Origin of the sequence: Sulfuritalea hydrogenivorans sk43H (genome assembly GCF_000828635.1) — a bacterium.
Classification (GTDB): Bacteria; Pseudomonadota; Gammaproteobacteria; order Burkholderiales; family Rhodocyclaceae; genus Sulfuritalea; species Sulfuritalea hydrogenivorans.
In genome coordinates this window covers 65437-81404 of sequence record NZ_AP012547.1, presented here as the reverse complement: position 1 = coordinate 81404, position 15968 = coordinate 65437, and the positions used below count along the sequence as shown (strand labels likewise).

General features: G+C 63.9%; 13 protein-coding genes. 6 read left to right on the top strand and 7 right to left on the bottom strand.

The window, feature by feature from the left end:
- Positions 1 to 9 precede the first annotated feature (9 nt).
- From SUTH_RS00350 to SUTH_RS00335, 4 genes are read right to left on the bottom strand one after another with little or no spacing between them, the layout of a single operon-like run.
- Entirely contained in the window at positions 10 to 1971 is a 1962-nt protein-coding gene (locus SUTH_RS00350; RefSeq protein WP_041096201.1) for a 3-hydroxyacyl-CoA dehydrogenase NAD-binding domain-containing protein, read from the bottom strand.
- Entirely contained in the window at positions 1968 to 2861 is an 894-nt protein-coding gene (locus SUTH_RS00345; protein WP_148312807.1) for a hotdog family protein, read from the bottom strand. The genes SUTH_RS00350 and SUTH_RS00345 overlap by 4 nt, the downstream gene beginning before the upstream one ends.
- 11 nt (positions 2862 to 2872) lie before the next feature.
- Entirely contained in the window at positions 2873 to 4174 is a 1302-nt protein-coding gene (locus SUTH_RS00340; RefSeq protein ID WP_041096199.1) for an acetyl-CoA C-acetyltransferase, read from the bottom strand.
- 2 nt (positions 4175 to 4176) lie between these two features.
- Complete coding sequence (locus tag SUTH_RS00335) at positions 4177 to 4848, bottom strand: TetR/AcrR family transcriptional regulator (RefSeq protein WP_041096197.1); 672 nt, start codon at positions 4846 to 4848, stop codon at positions 4177 to 4179.
- 213 nt (positions 4849 to 5061) lie between these two features.
- Here SUTH_RS00335 and SUTH_RS00330 point away from each other — a divergent pair, with 213 nt between their 5' ends.
- The gene (locus SUTH_RS00330) at positions 5062 to 6120 is read left to right on the top strand and encodes an AI-2E family transporter (RefSeq protein ID WP_041096195.1); all 1059 of its coding nucleotides are present in this window, start codon (positions 5062 to 5064) and stop codon (positions 6118 to 6120) included.
- 13 nt (positions 6121 to 6133) lie between these two features.
- Here SUTH_RS00330 and SUTH_RS00325 read toward each other — a convergent pair whose 3' ends face one another.
- Positions 6134 to 7267 carry an ATP-binding protein gene (locus tag SUTH_RS00325; protein ID WP_197539623.1) on the bottom strand — a complete coding sequence of 378 codons (1134 nt, stop codon included), beginning with the start codon at positions 7265 to 7267 and terminating at the stop codon, positions 6134 to 6136.
- Positions 7268 to 7704: 437 nt separating this feature from the next.
- Positions 7705 to 8448, bottom strand: coding sequence for a TIR domain-containing protein (locus tag SUTH_RS18125; protein ID WP_052472982.1), 744 nt, complete (start codon positions 8446 to 8448; stop codon positions 7705 to 7707).
- 627 nt (positions 8449 to 9075) lie between these two features.
- Between SUTH_RS18125 and SUTH_RS00315 the strand changes: the two genes are divergently transcribed.
- From SUTH_RS00315 to SUTH_RS00295, 5 genes are all read left to right on the top strand, one after another.
- On the top strand, positions 9076 to 10908 hold the full coding sequence (locus tag SUTH_RS00315) for an ABCB family ABC transporter ATP-binding protein/permease (protein ID WP_041101295.1): 1833 nt from the start codon (positions 9076 to 9078) through the stop codon (positions 10906 to 10908).
- A 15-nt stretch (positions 10909 to 10923) separates the two neighbouring features.
- Entirely contained in the window at positions 10924 to 11826 is a 903-nt protein-coding gene (locus tag SUTH_RS00310; RefSeq protein ID WP_041096193.1) for a transporter substrate-binding domain-containing protein, read from the top strand.
- Between the two features lie 42 nt (positions 11827 to 11868).
- Complete coding sequence (locus SUTH_RS00305; RefSeq protein ID WP_041096191.1) at positions 11869 to 12606, top strand: amino acid ABC transporter permease; 738 nt, start codon at positions 11869 to 11871, stop codon at positions 12604 to 12606.
- 1 nt (position 12607) lies between these two features.
- On the top strand, positions 12608 to 13270 hold the full coding sequence (locus SUTH_RS00300; RefSeq protein ID WP_041096190.1) for an amino acid ABC transporter permease: 663 nt from the start codon (positions 12608 to 12610) through the stop codon (positions 13268 to 13270).
- 117 nt (positions 13271 to 13387) lie between these two features.
- Positions 13388 to 14116 carry an amino acid ABC transporter ATP-binding protein gene (locus tag SUTH_RS00295; protein WP_041096188.1) on the top strand — a complete coding sequence of 243 codons (729 nt, stop codon included), beginning with the start codon at positions 13388 to 13390 and terminating at the stop codon, positions 14114 to 14116.
- Positions 14117 to 14149: 33 nt separating this feature from the next.
- Here the strand turns inward: SUTH_RS00295 and SUTH_RS19505 are convergent, their stop codons facing one another.
- On the bottom strand, positions 14150 to 15895 hold the full coding sequence (locus SUTH_RS19505; RefSeq protein WP_052472981.1) for a caspase family protein: 1746 nt from the start codon (positions 15893 to 15895) through the stop codon (positions 14150 to 14152).
- Positions 15896 to 15968 lie beyond the last annotated feature (73 nt).

Genomic DNA, 15968 nt, shown 5'->3' with positions numbered 1-15968 from the left:
AAGTGGTCGTCAAGCGCGGTGCGTCTGCAGGTAGTTCATCGGGCCGCCCGTATAGGGCGCAAAGCCGGTGCCGAAGATCACGCCGGCATCGGCGAGTTCGGCATCGGCGACCACGCCGTCCTTCACCAGCCTTTGCGTGGCGTCAAGCAGGGGCGTGATCAGGCGCTGCGCCAGCGCCTGATTCGCCGTATCGCCAGCGCCGACTTTCGATTTCTGCGCCTTGCCATCGATCCAGGTGTAGAAGCCTTGGCCGGACTTCTTGCCGAGCTTCTTGCCCTCCACCAGTTCCACCAGCTTTTGCGGCGGATTCGCGTCACCGACCAGCTGCCGGCCCGCCGCGACGGCAACGTCGAGGCCGACCGTGTCGGCCAGTTCGATCGGTCCCATCGGCATGCCGAAGGCCAGCATGGCCGCGTCGATGGTTTCGGGTGCGATGCCTTCGTCCACGCACTTCATGGCTTCGTTCATATAGGGTGCGAGCACGGCATTGACCAAAAAGCCCGGCGCGTCCTTCACCGGCAGCGGCAGCTTGTCGATCTTGCGCACGAAGGCGGCGGCCTTCTGCGCCGCTTCGGGTGCGGTGCCGGCGCCGGCCACCACTTCCACCAGCGGCATCATCGCCACCGGATTGAAGAAGTGGATGCCGACCAGGCGCGAAGGATCCTTGAACTTCGCAGCGATGTCGGCGAGCTTCAGCGACGAGGTGTTGGAGGCCAGCAGTGCCTCCGGTTTGGCGCGCGCCTCGATGTCGGCGAACAGCGCCTGCTTGGCCTCGAGGTTCTCGAAAATCGCCTCGATGATGACATCGGCCTGGCGCACGCCATCGCCCCGCGGATCGGCGATCAGGCGATCGAGCGCGAAGCGCGCCAGCTTCCTGTCGCGCAGCTTCTTCTCGAAGAATTTCGCGGCGCGGCCGACGGCCGGGGCGATGCGCTCCACGGACTGATCCTGCAGCGTCACCGTCATGCCGCGCAGCGCGCACCATGCCGCGATGTCGCCGCCCATGACGCCGGCGCCGACCACATGCACATGGCGCGGAGCGAAATCCTTCCCGGTTTGGCCACTGAGCTTGCCGAAGCCCTTGAGCCGGTCCTGCAAAAAGAACACGCGGATCAGGTTGCGCGTGGTCGGGTGCGTCACCAGCGCATCGAGCGAGATCGGCGCGCCGGCCGGCACGGCCAGCGTGTTGCCGCCGTGGTTCTGCCACTGGTCGATGATCGCGTAGGGCGCGGGGTAGTGTTCCCGTCGCGCGCGCTTCGCCACCTGCTTCTTCGCGCCGCTGGCGACGAAACCTTTCAGCGGACCGTTCATCAGTCTCTGCATCAAGAGCAGTTGCGACTGGCGCATCGGCTTGCCCGACAGCACCAGCATGCGCGCGGCATTTTCCATGACGCGCGGCGGCAAGCATTCGTCGGCCAGGCCCATTTTCTTCGCCCGCTTCGCATCAATGTTCTTGCCGGTCAGCATCATGTCGAAGGCCGCCGCCGGGCCGACGATTTGCGGCAGGCGCAACATGCCGCCCCAGCCCGGCACGATGCCGAGCATGACTTCCGGCAGCGCGAACCTGGTGCCGGGTTCATCGACCGCGATGCGGTAGCGGCAGGCCAGCGCCAGTTCGGTGCCGCCGCCCATGCAGTGGCCGCGCACCAGCGCCAGCGTCGGATAGCTCACGGCGGCGAGTCGGTTGTACAAGTCCCAGCCGCGCTTGACCAGGGCGAGCGCCTTCTCCGGGGTATCGGACGCAACGAATTCCTCGATGTTGGCGCCGGCGATGAAGCCGGCCTCCTTGGCCGACGTGAAGATCAGCCCCTTGGGCGGATGCTTCGCGCATTCGTCGAGGATCAGGCCCAGTTCGGCCATGACGTCGGCGCCCAGCGTATTGGTCGAGGAATCGGCGGTGTCGAGGATGGCCCAGGCTACGCCTGAATCGTCGGCTTCACGTTCGAGGCGCCAGTGCTTGAAGTTGCTCATGTCGAAGTTTCCCGATCGATGTTTGGGGTGACGAAGCGGCCGACGATGGCCGGCCGCGCGTCGTCATCCACGTGCAATGCAAAAAGCTGTTCCGCCGCCCGCGCTTCGGCACGCAGGCTCAGCCGGGCACCGTAGAACACCGGGCCCTTGATCCAGGTTTCGAGTTGCATCGGCACATGCCCCAATGCACCAATGGCACCGAGATGGCCGAGGCACTGGCCGATGATCCGCTGCGGATGGGTGAAGGCGCCGGAGTAGCCAAAGCGGCGCGCGTAGCCGTCGCTCATGTGCAGGGGATTGAGGTCGCCGGAAAGCCGCCCGTAGCGCCAGCGGCCATGCGCGGGCAGGCGCCACTCGGCGACCGTCGTCCCCGCCACGTTCGGGCTGGGGCAAACCGCCGCCTGTGCGACGCCGAAGCGGCCGCGCGCATAGAAGGTATCGACGGCCTCCCACACCACCCGTCCGCCGGCTTCGGCACTGACCAGCAGGTCCATCTCGAGGCCCTTTTCCAGCACGCGCCGCTCGCCCGTGCGCACGCTGAAATCCAGCGCCGCATCCGGTGCGATCGGCGCGTGCTGCATCAAACGGTTGCGCACCTGGAGCACGTTCCAGATCGGAACGGGAAAGCGCGGATGGCTCAGCACCGCCATCAGCATGGGAAAGCTGATGGTGTGCGGATACAGGATCGGCAGGGTTTCGCTTGCCGGCAGGCCGGACAGCTCGAAGAAACCGGCGAGGTCGCGTGGTGAAATCCGCTGGCCGCGCCAGTGCGCCTGCATGTCGGGCAGGGGGCCGTCACGCGGCGCCCGCGGCGCCGGACGCGCGATATTCGTCATGAAGCCGATGACGGACGGCTTGGCGCGATACGAAAGTCGAACCGGTGTGCGCATGGCGTTCCGGGCTACACCGTTTCCACCAGCACCGCGCCGCCCTGCCCGCCGCCGATGCAGATGGTGGCGATGCCGCGCTTGCCGCGTTTGCCATCATGGTCGCGGCGCAGGATGTGCAGCAGGTGCAGCACGATGCGCGCGCCCGAGGCGCCGACCGGATGGCCCAGTGCGATGGCGCCGCCATCGACATTCAGCTTCGCCGGGTCGAGCGTGCCGAGTGGGGCCTCGAGGCCGAGCTGTTCCTTGCAATAGGCCGGATCTTCCCAGGCCTTGATGCAGCCCATCACCTGCGCGGCGAAGGCTTCGTTGATTTCCCAGGCGTCGAGGTCATTCACGCCCAGGCCGTGGCGCTGCAGGATGGGCGTCGCGGCATGTACCGGGCCGAGGCCCATCTGCGCCGGGTCGAGGCCGGCCCATTGCGTGTCGGTGATCTTTCCGATCGGTTGCAACCCGTATTTCTCGACGGCCTCGCTTGACGCCAGCAACAGCCAGGCCGCGCCGTCGGTGATCTGCGAGCTGTTGCCCGGCGTGATCTTGCCGTACTTGCGGTCGAAGAAGGGCTTCAGCTTGGCCAGGTTCTGCTCGCTCGAATCGTGGCGCACGCCGTCGTCCGCCGCATACACCTTGCCGTCCGTGTCGATCAGCGGCACGATTTCGTCGAAGCGGCCGGCGGCCTGCGCGGCGGCCACCTTCTTGTGGCTGTCGACGGAAAACGCGTCCATCTGCCGGCGCGAGATGCCGAATTTCCAGGCCAGGTTTTCCGCCGTCTGGCCCATCATCAGGTTCACCACCGGATCGGTGAGGCCCTTGACGATGCCGATCACCGGACTCAGCAGCATCGCCGGCCGCAGCTTGGCAAACATCCCGAGCCTGGCGCCGAGCGTGCGCGCCTGCGCCATCTTCGAGAACCACAGCACCATGCTGTCGGAATACAACAGCGGCGTGCGCGACAGCGCATCGACGCCGCCCGCCATGACCAGCTGCGAGCGTCCGTTCTGGATGTTGGCGATGGCCGAATCGATGGCCTGCATGCCCGAGGCGCAGTTGCGCATCACGGTCCAGCCCGGCACCTTGTGGCCGCAGCCGAGGCGCAGCGCGATGACGCGGCCGATGTTGACTTCGTCCACGCTCGGCCCGGCACAGCCGACGATCACCTCGTCGAGCTGCTCGGGGGCGAAAGGCTGGCGCGCCAGCAGGGCACGGCCGGATATCGTGGCAAGGTCGGACGCCGAAAACGGCCCCGGTACGTTGCGCGATTTGAGGAAGGGCGATCGCGCGCCATCCACGATATACACGGGAGCAAATTGGGTCATGGTCACGCCGCCTTCTTCGTGCCCGATTTGCGGGCGGACTTGGTGCGAATTTCGGGCAACGGCGCGCGCAGGCCACCGATCAGGAAGCTCATCAGCCGGGCGTAAAGCGCCTCGGGATCGGAATCGTCGATGGGGCCGAGAATGCGCAGCGCGTCCGCGCCGGACACCGCGTAGGCCAGGGCGCCCATCATGAAATGGAAGCGCCAGAGGAATTCTTCCTGCGGCACGTCGGGCAGGGCCTTGAAGAAGGCCGCCTTGTAGCGGGCGATCAGTTCCGCATGCTCCTCGGCCAGGAAGTTGCGCACGAATTCCGAGGGCTCGGTATAGGTGCGGCCCAGCAGGCGCATGAAGGTCTTGCCGCCGGGGCTCGATGCCGCCATGCGGATCGTCACGCCGAAGTAGGATTCGACGATCTGCCGCGGCTTCAGCGGCGCGCCCCCGGCCTCGGCTTCCAGCGCGTCGAGCACGGCAATGCGCTGCTCGTTGAGCCAGCTCAGGCGGCGGCGGAACACCGCCTCGATCAGCGCCTCCTTCGAGCCGAAGTGGTAGTTCACCGCGGCCAGATTGGCCTTCGCCTCGGCGGTGATCATGCGCAGCGTGGTCGCGTCGAGGCCGTGTTCGACGAACAGGTTTTCGGCGGCGTCGAGGATGCGGGAGCGGGTATCGGGTTCCATGGGCGGGCAAACCTTTGATAAACAGCAGTTTCAAACGATCGTTTTAATTCTGCTCAATGAGGCAGGAAATGTCAATCCCTGCACGGCTCGGCAGGAAGCCGAAAGTCGGCGCCGGCGCTACGGCGATTCCCGCGGGCGCAAGCCCAACACCGCACAAGGGGCCGCTTCACGATATCGTTGTAAAGTTCATCCGCCACCTTTCCCGTATCCGCCATGCTGAGTCCCCGTTCCGACCGCTTCCTCGCCATTCTTGCCCTGACGCTGCTGGGGGCGGGCTGCGTGCTGGTGTTGTGGCCCTTCCTCACCGCGCTGATCTGGGCGGCCATTCTTGTCTCGACCAGCTGGCCGGCCTTTCGCCGGCTGGACCAACTGCTGGGAGAACGCCGCACCCTCGCCGCCACTCTGATGACCTTGCTGGTCACCGTGGTGTTGCTGGGGCCGATCGCGGCGGTGGCGCTGGCCCTGGCCGACAACGTGGCCGAGCTGGGCCGCGCGGCGACCGCGCTGGCGCAGGACGGTTTGCCCGATGCGCCGGACTGGCTGGCGAGCCTGCCCTTGCTGGGCCAGACGCTCCACGACTACTGGCAGCAATTCGTGCACGACGGCCACCGCCTGAAGGCAGAGCTGGAAAAACTCGCCAAGCCGGCGCAGGTGGCAGCCATCGCCGGCGGCCGCATGGTCGGCCGGGGCGTGCTGGACATGGGCCTGTCGGTGTTCCTCGCCTTCTTCTTTTTCCTCCACGGCGAAGCGCTGGCCAGGCGCCTGCGCATCGCCCTCGAACGGCTGACCGGCGTGCGCGCCACGCACTTGCTCGGCATCATGCACGACACCGTAAGCGGAGTGATCTACGGCATCCTCGGCACCGGGCTGGCCCAGGGCGTGCTGGCCGCGATCGGCTTCGTCATCGCCGGCGTGCCCGGCGCGGTGCTGCTCGGCGGCGCAACCTTCTTTCTCTCCGTGGTGCCGGTCGGGCCGCCGCTGGTCTGGGGCGGCGCGGCGATCTGGCTGTTCCAGCAGGGCCAGCCGGGCTGGGCGGTCTTCGTCGCCATCTGGGGCTTCTTCGTGGTCAGCACCGTGGACAATGTCATCAAGCCATTCATCATCAGCCGCGGCGCCAACCTGCCCTTCGCCATCGTCTTCCTCGGCGTGCTGGGCGGCGTCCTGGCCTTCGGCGTGATCGGCGCCTTCCTCGGCCCGACCCTGCTGGCGGTGGGCTACCGGCTCTCCACCGAATGGACGACGGAAGCGGCGGCGCCGCCGGCAGAGGGATAGGCGAGCCTGCGCCTCAGGCGGCCAGTTGCGCCAGCCAATCCGCGGCGCGCTCGACGGCAACACGCCCGCGCTGTTCCGGCTGGCGCAAGTGGCGCACCAGCAGGCTGGCACCGGCGGCGGGAAAGCGCTCGGCGATCGCCGCGAGATAGGGCGGCACCGCCGGATCGCTGAGCTTGCATTCGGCGAACCCCAGCGGTTCGCCGTTTTCGCAGAGCACGAAGTCGATTTCGCGCCCTTCCTTGTCGCGCACATAGTGCAGGCTCATGGCGCGGCCGGCGGAATCCTGCAGGAAGTGGGCATGGCGCAGCAGCATCGCGGCGCAGGCATTCTCGAAGCGGACGCCGTCGTCACCCTGTACCAGGCCGGTGTCGAAGAAATAGACCTTGGGCTCCTTGAGCAGGGCGCGCGCGATGTTGCGGTGGAAGGGCCGCAGCGCAAACACGATGTGCAAGGCTTCGAGGATTTCCAGATAGCGGCCGAGCGTGGTCGGCGAAATCTGCAGGTCGCGCGCCAGCGAGGCCAGCGACAGCGGCGAGCCGACGCGGCTGCGCAGCATGTCGACGAACACGCGCATGGCGCGAATCTCGGCAACGCGGGAAAACTCGAGGATATCCTCGCGAATCACGCCTTCGAGGTACAGGGTTCGCCAGCGCGCGGCGTCCGTCGCCTCGTCGGCGAGGAAGGGCTCGGGGAAGCCGCCACGTTCGAGGATGCGCGCCAGGGCCACCTCGGGCGAGGCGTCGGACACCGCGACCCATTCCTTCACCGTGACCGGATGCAGGCGCCAGGAAAAGTAGCGGCCGGCCAGCGACTCGCCGGCCTGGCGAAAAGCGTCGAGCCGCGCACTGCCCGTGACCAGGATCGCCTGTCCCTCGCGCCGGCCGTCGAACACGCCTTTCAGCCAGGCCTTCCAGTCCGCCATCTTGTGCAGCTCGTCGAACACCAGCAGCCCCGCCGCCGGCGACCAGCTCTGTTCGAGCATCACGCGCCGATCCGCCGCGACATCCCAGTTGAGCACCTGTGCGTTCGGCCAGGCTTCGGCCAGGGCGCGCGCCAGCGTGGTCTTGCCGGCCTGGCGGGGACCGGAAAGAAAGACCATCTTGCGGCCCAGATCGGCCCGGATGAAGGGAGCAAGCGCGCGTTCCATTCCGACTATTTTCCAGTTGACTGGAAGAAAGTCAAGACTATTTTCCAATTGACTGGAAAATAGTCGGGGCGATGGATGTGGATTTCGCCGTATCGCCAGCGCCGACTTTCTTTCTTCGCTTCCGCGCCCGCGCCGGGTCTCGCCCCGGCGGGCGACCTACTTTCTTGTTCGCGCAAGAAAGTAGGCAAAGAAGCGCTCCCCGCCTCCCCGGCCCTGCGGGCTGCCCTCGCTGCGGAAGGCCCGCCGGGCCGGTCGCTAAACTAGCCGGCCAAAAACGGCCGGCGTCGGACAACGCGACCGGACTTCCCCCGACGAACCTTCCTCGCTCGGCGGGTCAGAGGGGAAGGCAAGGCGTCGCGTGTGGCCGGAGTTGACGAAAACTAATTTGAAGCCGACCCCTTCCCGATGTCTGACATAACCGGCGCTGCGCCGCAGGGTTAGCCTTCTTCAAACAGTGATTCTCTGTTCTTTTCGATGGCACTGGACAGCTTCTCTTTCAACTCTTCGTGATTGGTGAAATAGTTCATGTTCATATGAATATCGAAATGTATGACCGTCTTGGTGCCAGGCTTGGCCACACTTTGTTTGCTGGCTATGTAAATAACCTTCTTCCCCAATGCCTCAGCGTAACCTGCTTCGAAGTAGCACGATGGCCTTTCGTCCGTAAGGTCTGCCACGACGAACTGAGCGCTCCGAATTTCCTTTTTGATTCTTCCGACAAGATCTTCTAGGGCGTGTTCTTTATCAATTCTGATCGCTACAGCGCCTGCCTCAGAGATCACTTGCTCAACGGCCTCGAATCTCTGGTCATACTCTTTGAATATTCTCTGTTGGTCCTGATCCCCATGCTTTTCGCCTTGAATCGGGGTGATAACAAAAACCTTTGGCTTCTTTGTTGACAAGAGCGACTCGGCTTTGGCGGCAAAGCGGCCATACAGATTCTTCTTGCCCTTGATAATGTCCGCAATAACAGTTCCGCTCTTCTTGTTCCATGGAGTTTTGGTTTCGTAAATCCTAAGTTCCAGGACTTGATAGGACTGAACTTTCTGTCCCCACTTAGCGGTGATAACGCCATTTGCAATAAAGGGAAGCACGATCTCCGAGAGAACTTCGCTTTCTGAACGATTCGGAATTGTTTTCTGCCTATCTCCAGACAGGATGGCAATAGTATGGAATGGCATAGATTTCTCTCAAAGCGAGTGTGGGTAATTCTGTAGACGGCTAAAGTCAAGCCAGCTGCCTAAAAGATGGTAAGCAACCCATCAGGCGCGCCGCTTTCCACTTCCGGTGTATAGAAAAGTCGTTTTTCATCAGCATGCTGCCTCGTTTTAGTGGCGCCTAAGGTTGGGAACCGCTACCGGCGCCCGCTACCTGAAATGGATTAAACGATTTATCCGGCATTTTCGCAAGCGTGTCGCTCCACGCGCGACGGTTTGCCTTCCCCTCTGACCCGCCGAGCGAGGGAGGTTCGCCGGGAGTAGTCCGGTCGCGTTGTCCGACGCTGGCCGCTTTTGGCCGGCTAGTTTAGCGACCGGCCCGGCGGGCCTTCCGCAGCGAGGGGTGAGCGCGGGGTTTCGCAAGGCCAATTGATTGGCCTTGCGCCGCGCGAACGGGCGAGACTCTGGCGAGCCCTCCGCCAAAAGGCCGGGGAGGCGGGGCGTGCTTCTTTGCCTACTTGCTTGCACGAGCAAGAAAGTAGGTCGCCCGCCGGGGCGAGACCCGGCGCGGGCGTGGAGGCGAAGTGAGAAAGTCGGCGCTGACACCACGGCGGTAAGCCACGCCACCAAGTTGTTAAAATCTAAACCATGATGCGTCGCACCCCCCCCACCATGGCCCTGCCGGGCCCGATCCCCGAAACGCGCCACGACTGGCAAACCATCAAGACCCTGCTGCCCTACCTGTGGGCATGGAAGGGCCGCGTCGTCTTCGCGCTCTGCTGCCTGCTGCTGGCGAAGCTGACCAACGTCGCGGTGCCGATGGTGTTCAAGGACATCATCGACACCTTCACCCTGCCGGGCGCCAACAAGCTGGAGCAGGCCGTGCTGCTGGTGCCGCTGGGCCTGCTGGCGGCCTACGGCGCGCTGCGCTTTTCCACCGTGCTGTTCACCGAGCTGCGCGAAATCTTCTTCGCCCGCGTGACGCAACGCGCGGTGCGCACCATCACGCTGCAGGTGTTCGAGCACCTGCATGCGCTCTCGCTGCGCTTCCACCTCGACCGCCAGACCGGCGGCCTGACGCGCGACATCGAACGCGGCACGCGCTCGATCGGCTCCTTGATCAGTTACACGCTGTATTCGATCCTGCCGACGCTGGTCGAGATCGCGCTGGTGATCGGGATACTGGCCGCGCGCTACGCCTGGGACTTCACGCTGATCACCGGCGCCACGCTGACGATCTACGTCATCTTCACCATCGTCGTCACCAACTGGCGCACCGTGCTGCGGCGCGAAGTGAACGAGCTGGATTCGGCGGCCAACGTACGCGCGGTGGACAGCCTGATCAACTTCGAGACGGTGAAGTACTTCAACAACGAGCGCTGGGAACACGACCGCTACGACGAGCAGATGCAGAAGTGGGAAACCGCGCAGATCAGGAGCCAGGTTTCGCTGTCGTGGCTCAACCTCGGCCAGTCGCTGATCATCGCCGCCGGCGTGACGCTGATGATGTGGCGCGCCGCGGTCGGCGTTGCCTCCGGCAACATGACGGTCGGCGACATCGTGCTGGTGAATGCCTTCCTGATCCAGCTCTACATGCCGCTCAACCACCTCGGCGTGCTGTATCGCGAGATTCGCCAGTCGCTGACCGACATCGAGCGCATGTTCTCGCTGCTCGACAAGAACCGCGAAATCCAGGATGCGCCGGATGCGCGGCCGTTGTTTGCCTCTGGCGAGTCGGGCCCCTGCGAGATCGAATTCGAGAACGTCGGCTTCGCCTACGAGGCCAACCGGCAGATTTTGTTCGATGTCGATTTCAAAGTCGGCGCTGGCGAGACGGTGGCCGTGGTCGGCCACAGCGGCTCGGGCAAGTCGACCCTGGCGCGGCTCCTGTTCCGCTTCTACGACACGACGACCGGTTCGGTGAAGATCAACGGCTCGGACCTGCGCGCCCTGCAGCAGGCCTCGGTGCGCGCCGCGATCGGCATCGTGCCGCAGGATACGGTGCTGTTCAACGACACGATTTTCTACAACATCCAGTACGGCCGTCCGACGGCGCCGCGCGAGGAAGTGATCGCCGCGGCAAAGGCGGCGCACATCCACGACTTCATCGAACGCCTGCCTGACGGGTACGACACGCGCGTCGGCGAGCGCGGCCTCAAGCTTTCCGGCGGCGAGAAGCAGCGCGTGGCGATTGCCCGCGCGCTCTTGAAGAATCCGCCGATCCTGATTTTTGACGAGGCCACCTCGGCGCTCGACTCCAAGACCGAAAAGGCCATCCAGGCCGAACTGGAACAGGCTGCCATCGGCCGCACCACATTGATCATTGCCCACCGCTTGTCTACAGTGATGAACGCCGACGAGATCCTGGTGCTCGACGCCGGGCATATCGTCGAGCGTGGCGCGCATCGCGCCCTGCTCGAACAGAACGGCCTGTATGCCCAGATGTGGGCTTTGCAGCAGCAACAGAATATGATCGAAGCCTGAGCCAAGGAGACCGCCATGAACCATCGCACCGCACTGCTCGTCGCCATCGTCATCGCCGCCGCGCCCGCATTGGCGCAAGAAACAGGCACGCTGAAGAAAGTGAAGGACAACGGCAGCATCACGCTCGGCATCCGCGAATCGTCTTATCCGCTGTCCTACCTCGACGACAAGCAGCAGCCCGTGGGCTACCACATCGACGTCTGCAATCGCATCGTCGATGCGGTCAAGGCGCAACTGAAGCTGCCGGCGCTCAAGCTGCAGCACCAGGCCGTGACTTCGCAGAACCGCATCCCGCTGGTGGCAAACGGCACGGTCGACCTCGAATGCGGCTCGACCACCAACAACGAGGCGCGGCAGAAGCAGGTCGCCTTCGCACCGACCACTTTCGTCACCAACGTGCGCATGGCGGTGAAGAAGGCTTCCGGCATCACCGGTCTGGCCCAACTTGGCGGCAAGCCGGTGGCCACCACCACCGGCACCACCAGCGTGCAGCTGATGCGCGCCCACGAAAAGGGCAAGGGCATCGACTTCAAGGAGGTCTATGGCAAGGACCACGCCGATGCCTTCCTGATGCTGGAGACCGACCGCGCGGTGGCTTTCGTCATGGACGACAACCTGCTCGCCGGCCTCATCGTCAGCTCGAAATCGCCGGCCGATTACGCCATCGTCGGCGAGGTGCTCAACGTCGAACCGATCGCCATCATGTTGCGCCGCGACGATCCGGCGTTCAAGAAGCTAGTCGACGCGGCCGTGATCGGCCTCATGAAAAGCGGCGAGCTGGACAAGCTGTACACGCGCTGGTTCCTCTCGCCGATCCCGCCGAAAAATGTCAGTATGAATTTCCCGATGAGCGAGCAGTTGAAGAAGCTGATCAAGGCGCCGAGCGACGCGCCGGCCGAGAGCTTCAACAAGAAGTAAAAGTCGGCGCTGGCGGTACGGCGACCAGCTGACGCACCCGGGATGAACTACCACTGGAACTTCGGTATCTTCCTCGAACAGGTCAAGTCGGGCGACGAAACCTATCTCGACTGGCTGATCACCGGCCTCGGCTGGACGCTGGCGGTGTCGCTGACCGCCTGGCTGCTGGCGCTCTGCATCGGCATCGCGGTCGGCGCGCTGCGCACCACGCCTTCGCGCCTGCTGGCGCTGCTGGCCACTGCCTGGGTCGAGCTGTTCCGCAACATCCCGCTGCTGGTGCAGATGTTCCTCTGGTTCTTCGTCGTGCCGGAATTCCTGCCGCGCGACTGGTCGCTGTGGGTCAAGCAGGACATGCCGGCCAAGGAATTCGTCACCGCCGCGCTGTGCCTCGGCTTCTTCACCTCGGCGCGCGTCGCCGAGCAGGTGCGCGCCGGCGTCGGCAGCCTGCCGCGCGGCCAGCGTGATGCATCATTGGCGCTGGGCTTCACCCTGCCGCAAACCTACCGCCACGTGATCCTTCCGCAGGCGCTGCGCATCGTGATCCCGCCGCTGACCTCGGAGTTCATGAACGTGTTCAAGAATTCCTCGGTGGCCTTCGCCATCGGCGTGCTGGAGCTGACCTTCCAGGCGCGGCAAATGCAGGAGGATTCGGAGCAGGGCATCGAGACCTATCTGGCGGTGACGCTGCTCTACTTCATCTGCGCCTTCGCCGCCAACCGCGGCATGGCGTGGATCGAGGCGAAGAGCCGCGTGCCCGGCCTCATCGCGCGGACCGGCTGAGATGGGCGAGTTCGATTTTTCCGTCTGGGGCCCGAGCCTGCCCTTCATCCGCGACGGCCTGCTGTTCACGCTGCGCCTGACGCTGGTGGCAATGACCGGCGGCATCGTCATCGGCACGCTGCTGGCGCTGGCGCGGCTGTCGCCGATCGTGCCGCTGGCGCGCATTGCCGGCGCCTATGTGGACCTGATGCGCTCGATCCCGCTGGTACTGGTGATCCTCTGGTTCTTCCTCGTCATTCCCTTCCTCACCGGCGCGCCGGTCGGCGCCGAGACCTCGGCGATCATCACCTTCACCGCCTTCGAAGCGGCCTTCTATTGCGAGATCATGCGTTCGGGCATCCAGAGCGTGCCGCGCGGCCAGGTCAATGCCGCCTTCGCGCTGGGCCTCGGCCAGGCCCAGACCATGATCCATGTGATACTGCCGCAGGCCGTGCGCAACATGCTGCCGGTGCTGCTGACGCAGACCATCGTGCTGTTCCAGGACACCTCGCTGGTCTATGCGATCGGCGCCAAGGACATGCTCAAGGCGGCCGACGTGGTGGGCAAGAATTACAACCGGCCGGTGGAAATGATCGTGCTCTCGGCACTGATCTACTTCGCCATCTGCTTCAGCCTGTCGCTCGCCGTGAAACAATTGCAGAAGCGCGTCGCCATCGTGCGATGAAATTGGACATGACCAATAAATGCAGTTGGTCCGCAGATTTCGCAGATTTGCGCAGATGGATCGAATAGCTTGGCGCGCTGTAATCTGTGAAAATCTGCGTCATCTGCGGAAAATAGAATGATCAAAATTCAGAACGTGTCGAAGTGGTACGGCCACACCCAGGTGCTGAAGGACTGCGGCACCCATGTCGCCAAGGGCGAAGTGGTGGTGGTCTGCGGCCCGTCGGGTTCGGGCAAATCGACGCTGATCAAATGTGTGAACGGCCTGGAACCCTTCACGCAGGGCACGATCACGGTCGACGGCATTTCGGTTGGCGACCCGAAGACCGACCTGCCGAAGCTGCGCGCCCGCGTCGGCATGGTGTTCCAGCACTTCGAACTGTTCCCGCACATGAGCGTGGTGCAGAACCTGGCGCTGGCGCAGGTCAAGGTGCTCGGCCGCAGCCCTGACGAAGCCGCCGCGCGCGGCATCGCGCTGCTCGACCGCGTCGGCCTGCGCGCGCACGCGAGCAAGTTTCCCGGCCAGTTGTCCGGCGGCCAGCAGCAGCGCGTGGCAATCGCCCGCGCCCTGGCGATGGACCCGATCTGCCTGCTGTTCGACGAACCGACCTCGGCGCTCGACCCGGAAATGATCGGCGAGGTGCTCGATGTCATGGTCGAGCTGGCGCAGGAAGGCATGACCATGATGGTCGTCACCCACGAGATGGGCTTTGCGCGCAAGGTGGCGAAACGCGTGGTGTTCATGGACCACGGCGAGATCGTCGAGGACGCGCCGGTCGCGCAGTTTTTCGAGGCCCCGGCGAGCGAACGGGCGAAGACCTTTCTCGCCCGCATCCTGCATCACTAATGACTGCGCGAGCCCGAGGGTGATGGCCCGCGATTAACGTCCCGCGTTGCTCGACGACCAAGCCTGGCCGAGACGGCTTTCAAGAGCCGGGTGCGCAAGATACCCGGTGACGACCTGCCCGTCGGGCAGCAAAATGGTTGGCGTCGCGGCAAGCGAATCGAGCCAACTCCGCAAATCTTCCGGTGGCGACGCTTCCTGACCGTCACAATCCGGCCTGCCGACCGGTGCGATACCTGAAAGCATCCAGCCGGCCCACGCACTCACCGGATCGATGGCGCAAAGAATGTCCTTTCGCCTGCGTCTGGCATCATCGGTAAACGTCTTGATGTGCGTATAGATTGTCAGATTCTGCATCTTCGCAAGCTCTTCTTCCTGCTTCTTGCAATACTTGCAGTTGGGCTCCTGGACGACTATCAGCCATCGTTTTCCGTCGCCCTGGGTGCGGACCAGCGCCCCTCTGATCATCGATTCCGGCGGCCCGGACCTTGTGCCCTGGCCGGCAATCACCGCGCCCTGGGGTTTCAGACGCATCTTGAGTTTCCACCCGCCTGATCCGTCGCCGGACGCGTCCCAAAGCTTTCCGGCAAGCCGGTATGTCTGTGACTTTCCAGTGATGCGCGCATCCACGAGATTGCCTTCGCGATCCACGGTCCCGGAGAAGACGCGGTTGTCGTTCGTGATGGTGGCGCTGCCGACGAGACGGCTTTGCTCGACCCTGATCTGGACGCGCGTTGTCGCGCCCCTGCCGAACAGATCGCCACTGGTTTCCACCTCGCCCGCCCAGATGCCATCGTGGGGATGCCTGATCGCGGCGCCTTGACCGAGCTTCGCAATTTCAAGTTTCGCTATGGCTTCAAATCTTCCTTCCGGATATCGCTTCAAATATTCTTCATAACCCGTTGTGCCGGGTAATCCTTTGGCCCGATCCCAGTAGTCCTGCTCGATTTCCTCCGGGCTTTGAACATGGATCGCCGATGCGGGAGCGGCAATCGCCACTTCGGTTCGGCCCGCTGCCGGATTGAAATAGAACTCGCCAGTCAGGGATGACGCCTCCCACGGCATCTGGTTGTCTCCTGTCGCCTTGGCCACCCTGGCACGCACGCGCTTGAACATGCTTTCCACCGAAAGTCCTGGCGTCTGCATCTGCTTGAGGAGTTCCTGGGTATAGAGGCCGTTTCTGCCTTCGCCATCCAAGGCGACCTTGCCCGGCGCCGTGGCGTAGGCGATCAGCGTGCCCTTGGGCGCGTCCATCTGCGCGAGACCGCCACCGGTGCCGCGGAACCTGCGTTCGAACGGGTTGTTGCGGCAAGCGTCGAGGATGACGATGTTGAGCGGGCTGGTGCCCAGTTGTTCGAGCAGGGCATCCACGTCGACGGTTTCGCTGCGTACCGATGCTTCCGTGGCTATCTGGGCATCGATGGGGACGAGGTAATTCTTTCCTCTTACCTGAATGCCATGACCAGCGTAATAGAACAGGGCCGCAGTGTCGCCCGAAAGCCTGGCGCCAAACTGAGTGATGGCGCGATTCATCTCCTTCTGCGGAACATCGAATCTCTCGATCACCTCAAAGCCGAGCTTCTTCAGTGCGGCCGCGATGTCGCGAGCATCATTGACCGGGTTCCTGAGCGGAGCGCCGGGATATTTGCCATTGCCGATGACGAGGGCCACGCGTTTGCCGCTGGCGGCGGCATCGACACGGCTGACCGTGACATTGCGCTCCGCGGCACAGGCGCAGCCAATCGTCAGCAAAAGAATGAAGCCTGCTATGCGGGACCACATGACAAATTCCCAATCCCATACTGTCGTATCTCGATTGGATTGTAGGCCAATCATTCACCGACTGGCATCCCGG

What these genes read in the sequence shown, in the direction of transcription:
- SUTH_RS00350 (WP_041096201.1), bottom strand. Translation starts at nt 1,971, where the DNA reads ATGAGCAACTTCAAGCACTGGCGCCTCGAACGTGAAGCCGACGATTCA.
- SUTH_RS00340 (WP_041096199.1), bottom strand. Translation starts at nt 4,174, where the DNA reads ATGACCCAATTTGCTCCCGTGTATATCGTGGATGGCGCGCGATCGCCC.
- SUTH_RS19505 (WP_052472981.1), bottom strand. Translation starts at nt 15,895, where the DNA reads ATGTGGTCCCGCATAGCAGGCTTCATTCTTTTGCTGACGATTGGCTGC.
- SUTH_RS00325 (WP_197539623.1), bottom strand. Translation starts at nt 7,267, where the DNA reads ATGGAACGCGCGCTTGCTCCCTTCATCCGGGCCGATCTGGGCCGCAAG.
- SUTH_RS00295 (WP_041096188.1), top strand. Translation starts at nt 13,388, where the DNA reads ATGATCAAAATTCAGAACGTGTCGAAGTGGTACGGCCACACCCAGGTG.
- SUTH_RS18125 (WP_052472982.1), bottom strand. Translation starts at nt 8,448, where the DNA reads ATGCCATTCCATACTATTGCCATCCTGTCTGGAGATAGGCAGAAAACA.
- SUTH_RS00305 (WP_041096191.1), top strand. Translation starts at nt 11,869, where the DNA reads ATGAACTACCACTGGAACTTCGGTATCTTCCTCGAACAGGTCAAGTCG.
- SUTH_RS00300 (WP_041096190.1), top strand. Translation starts at nt 12,608, where the DNA reads ATGGGCGAGTTCGATTTTTCCGTCTGGGGCCCGAGCCTGCCCTTCATC.
- SUTH_RS00330 (WP_041096195.1), top strand. Translation starts at nt 5,062, where the DNA reads ATGCTGAGTCCCCGTTCCGACCGCTTCCTCGCCATTCTTGCCCTGACG.
- SUTH_RS00310 (WP_041096193.1), top strand. Translation starts at nt 10,924, where the DNA reads ATGAACCATCGCACCGCACTGCTCGTCGCCATCGTCATCGCCGCCGCG.
- SUTH_RS00335 (WP_041096197.1), bottom strand. Translation starts at nt 4,848, where the DNA reads ATGGAACCCGATACCCGCTCCCGCATCCTCGACGCCGCCGAAAACCTG.
- SUTH_RS00315 (WP_041101295.1), top strand. Translation starts at nt 9,076, where the DNA reads ATGCGTCGCACCCCCCCCACCATGGCCCTGCCGGGCCCGATCCCCGAA.
- SUTH_RS00345 (WP_148312807.1), bottom strand. Translation starts at nt 2,861, where the DNA reads ATGCGCACACCGGTTCGACTTTCGTATCGCGCCAAGCCGTCCGTCATC.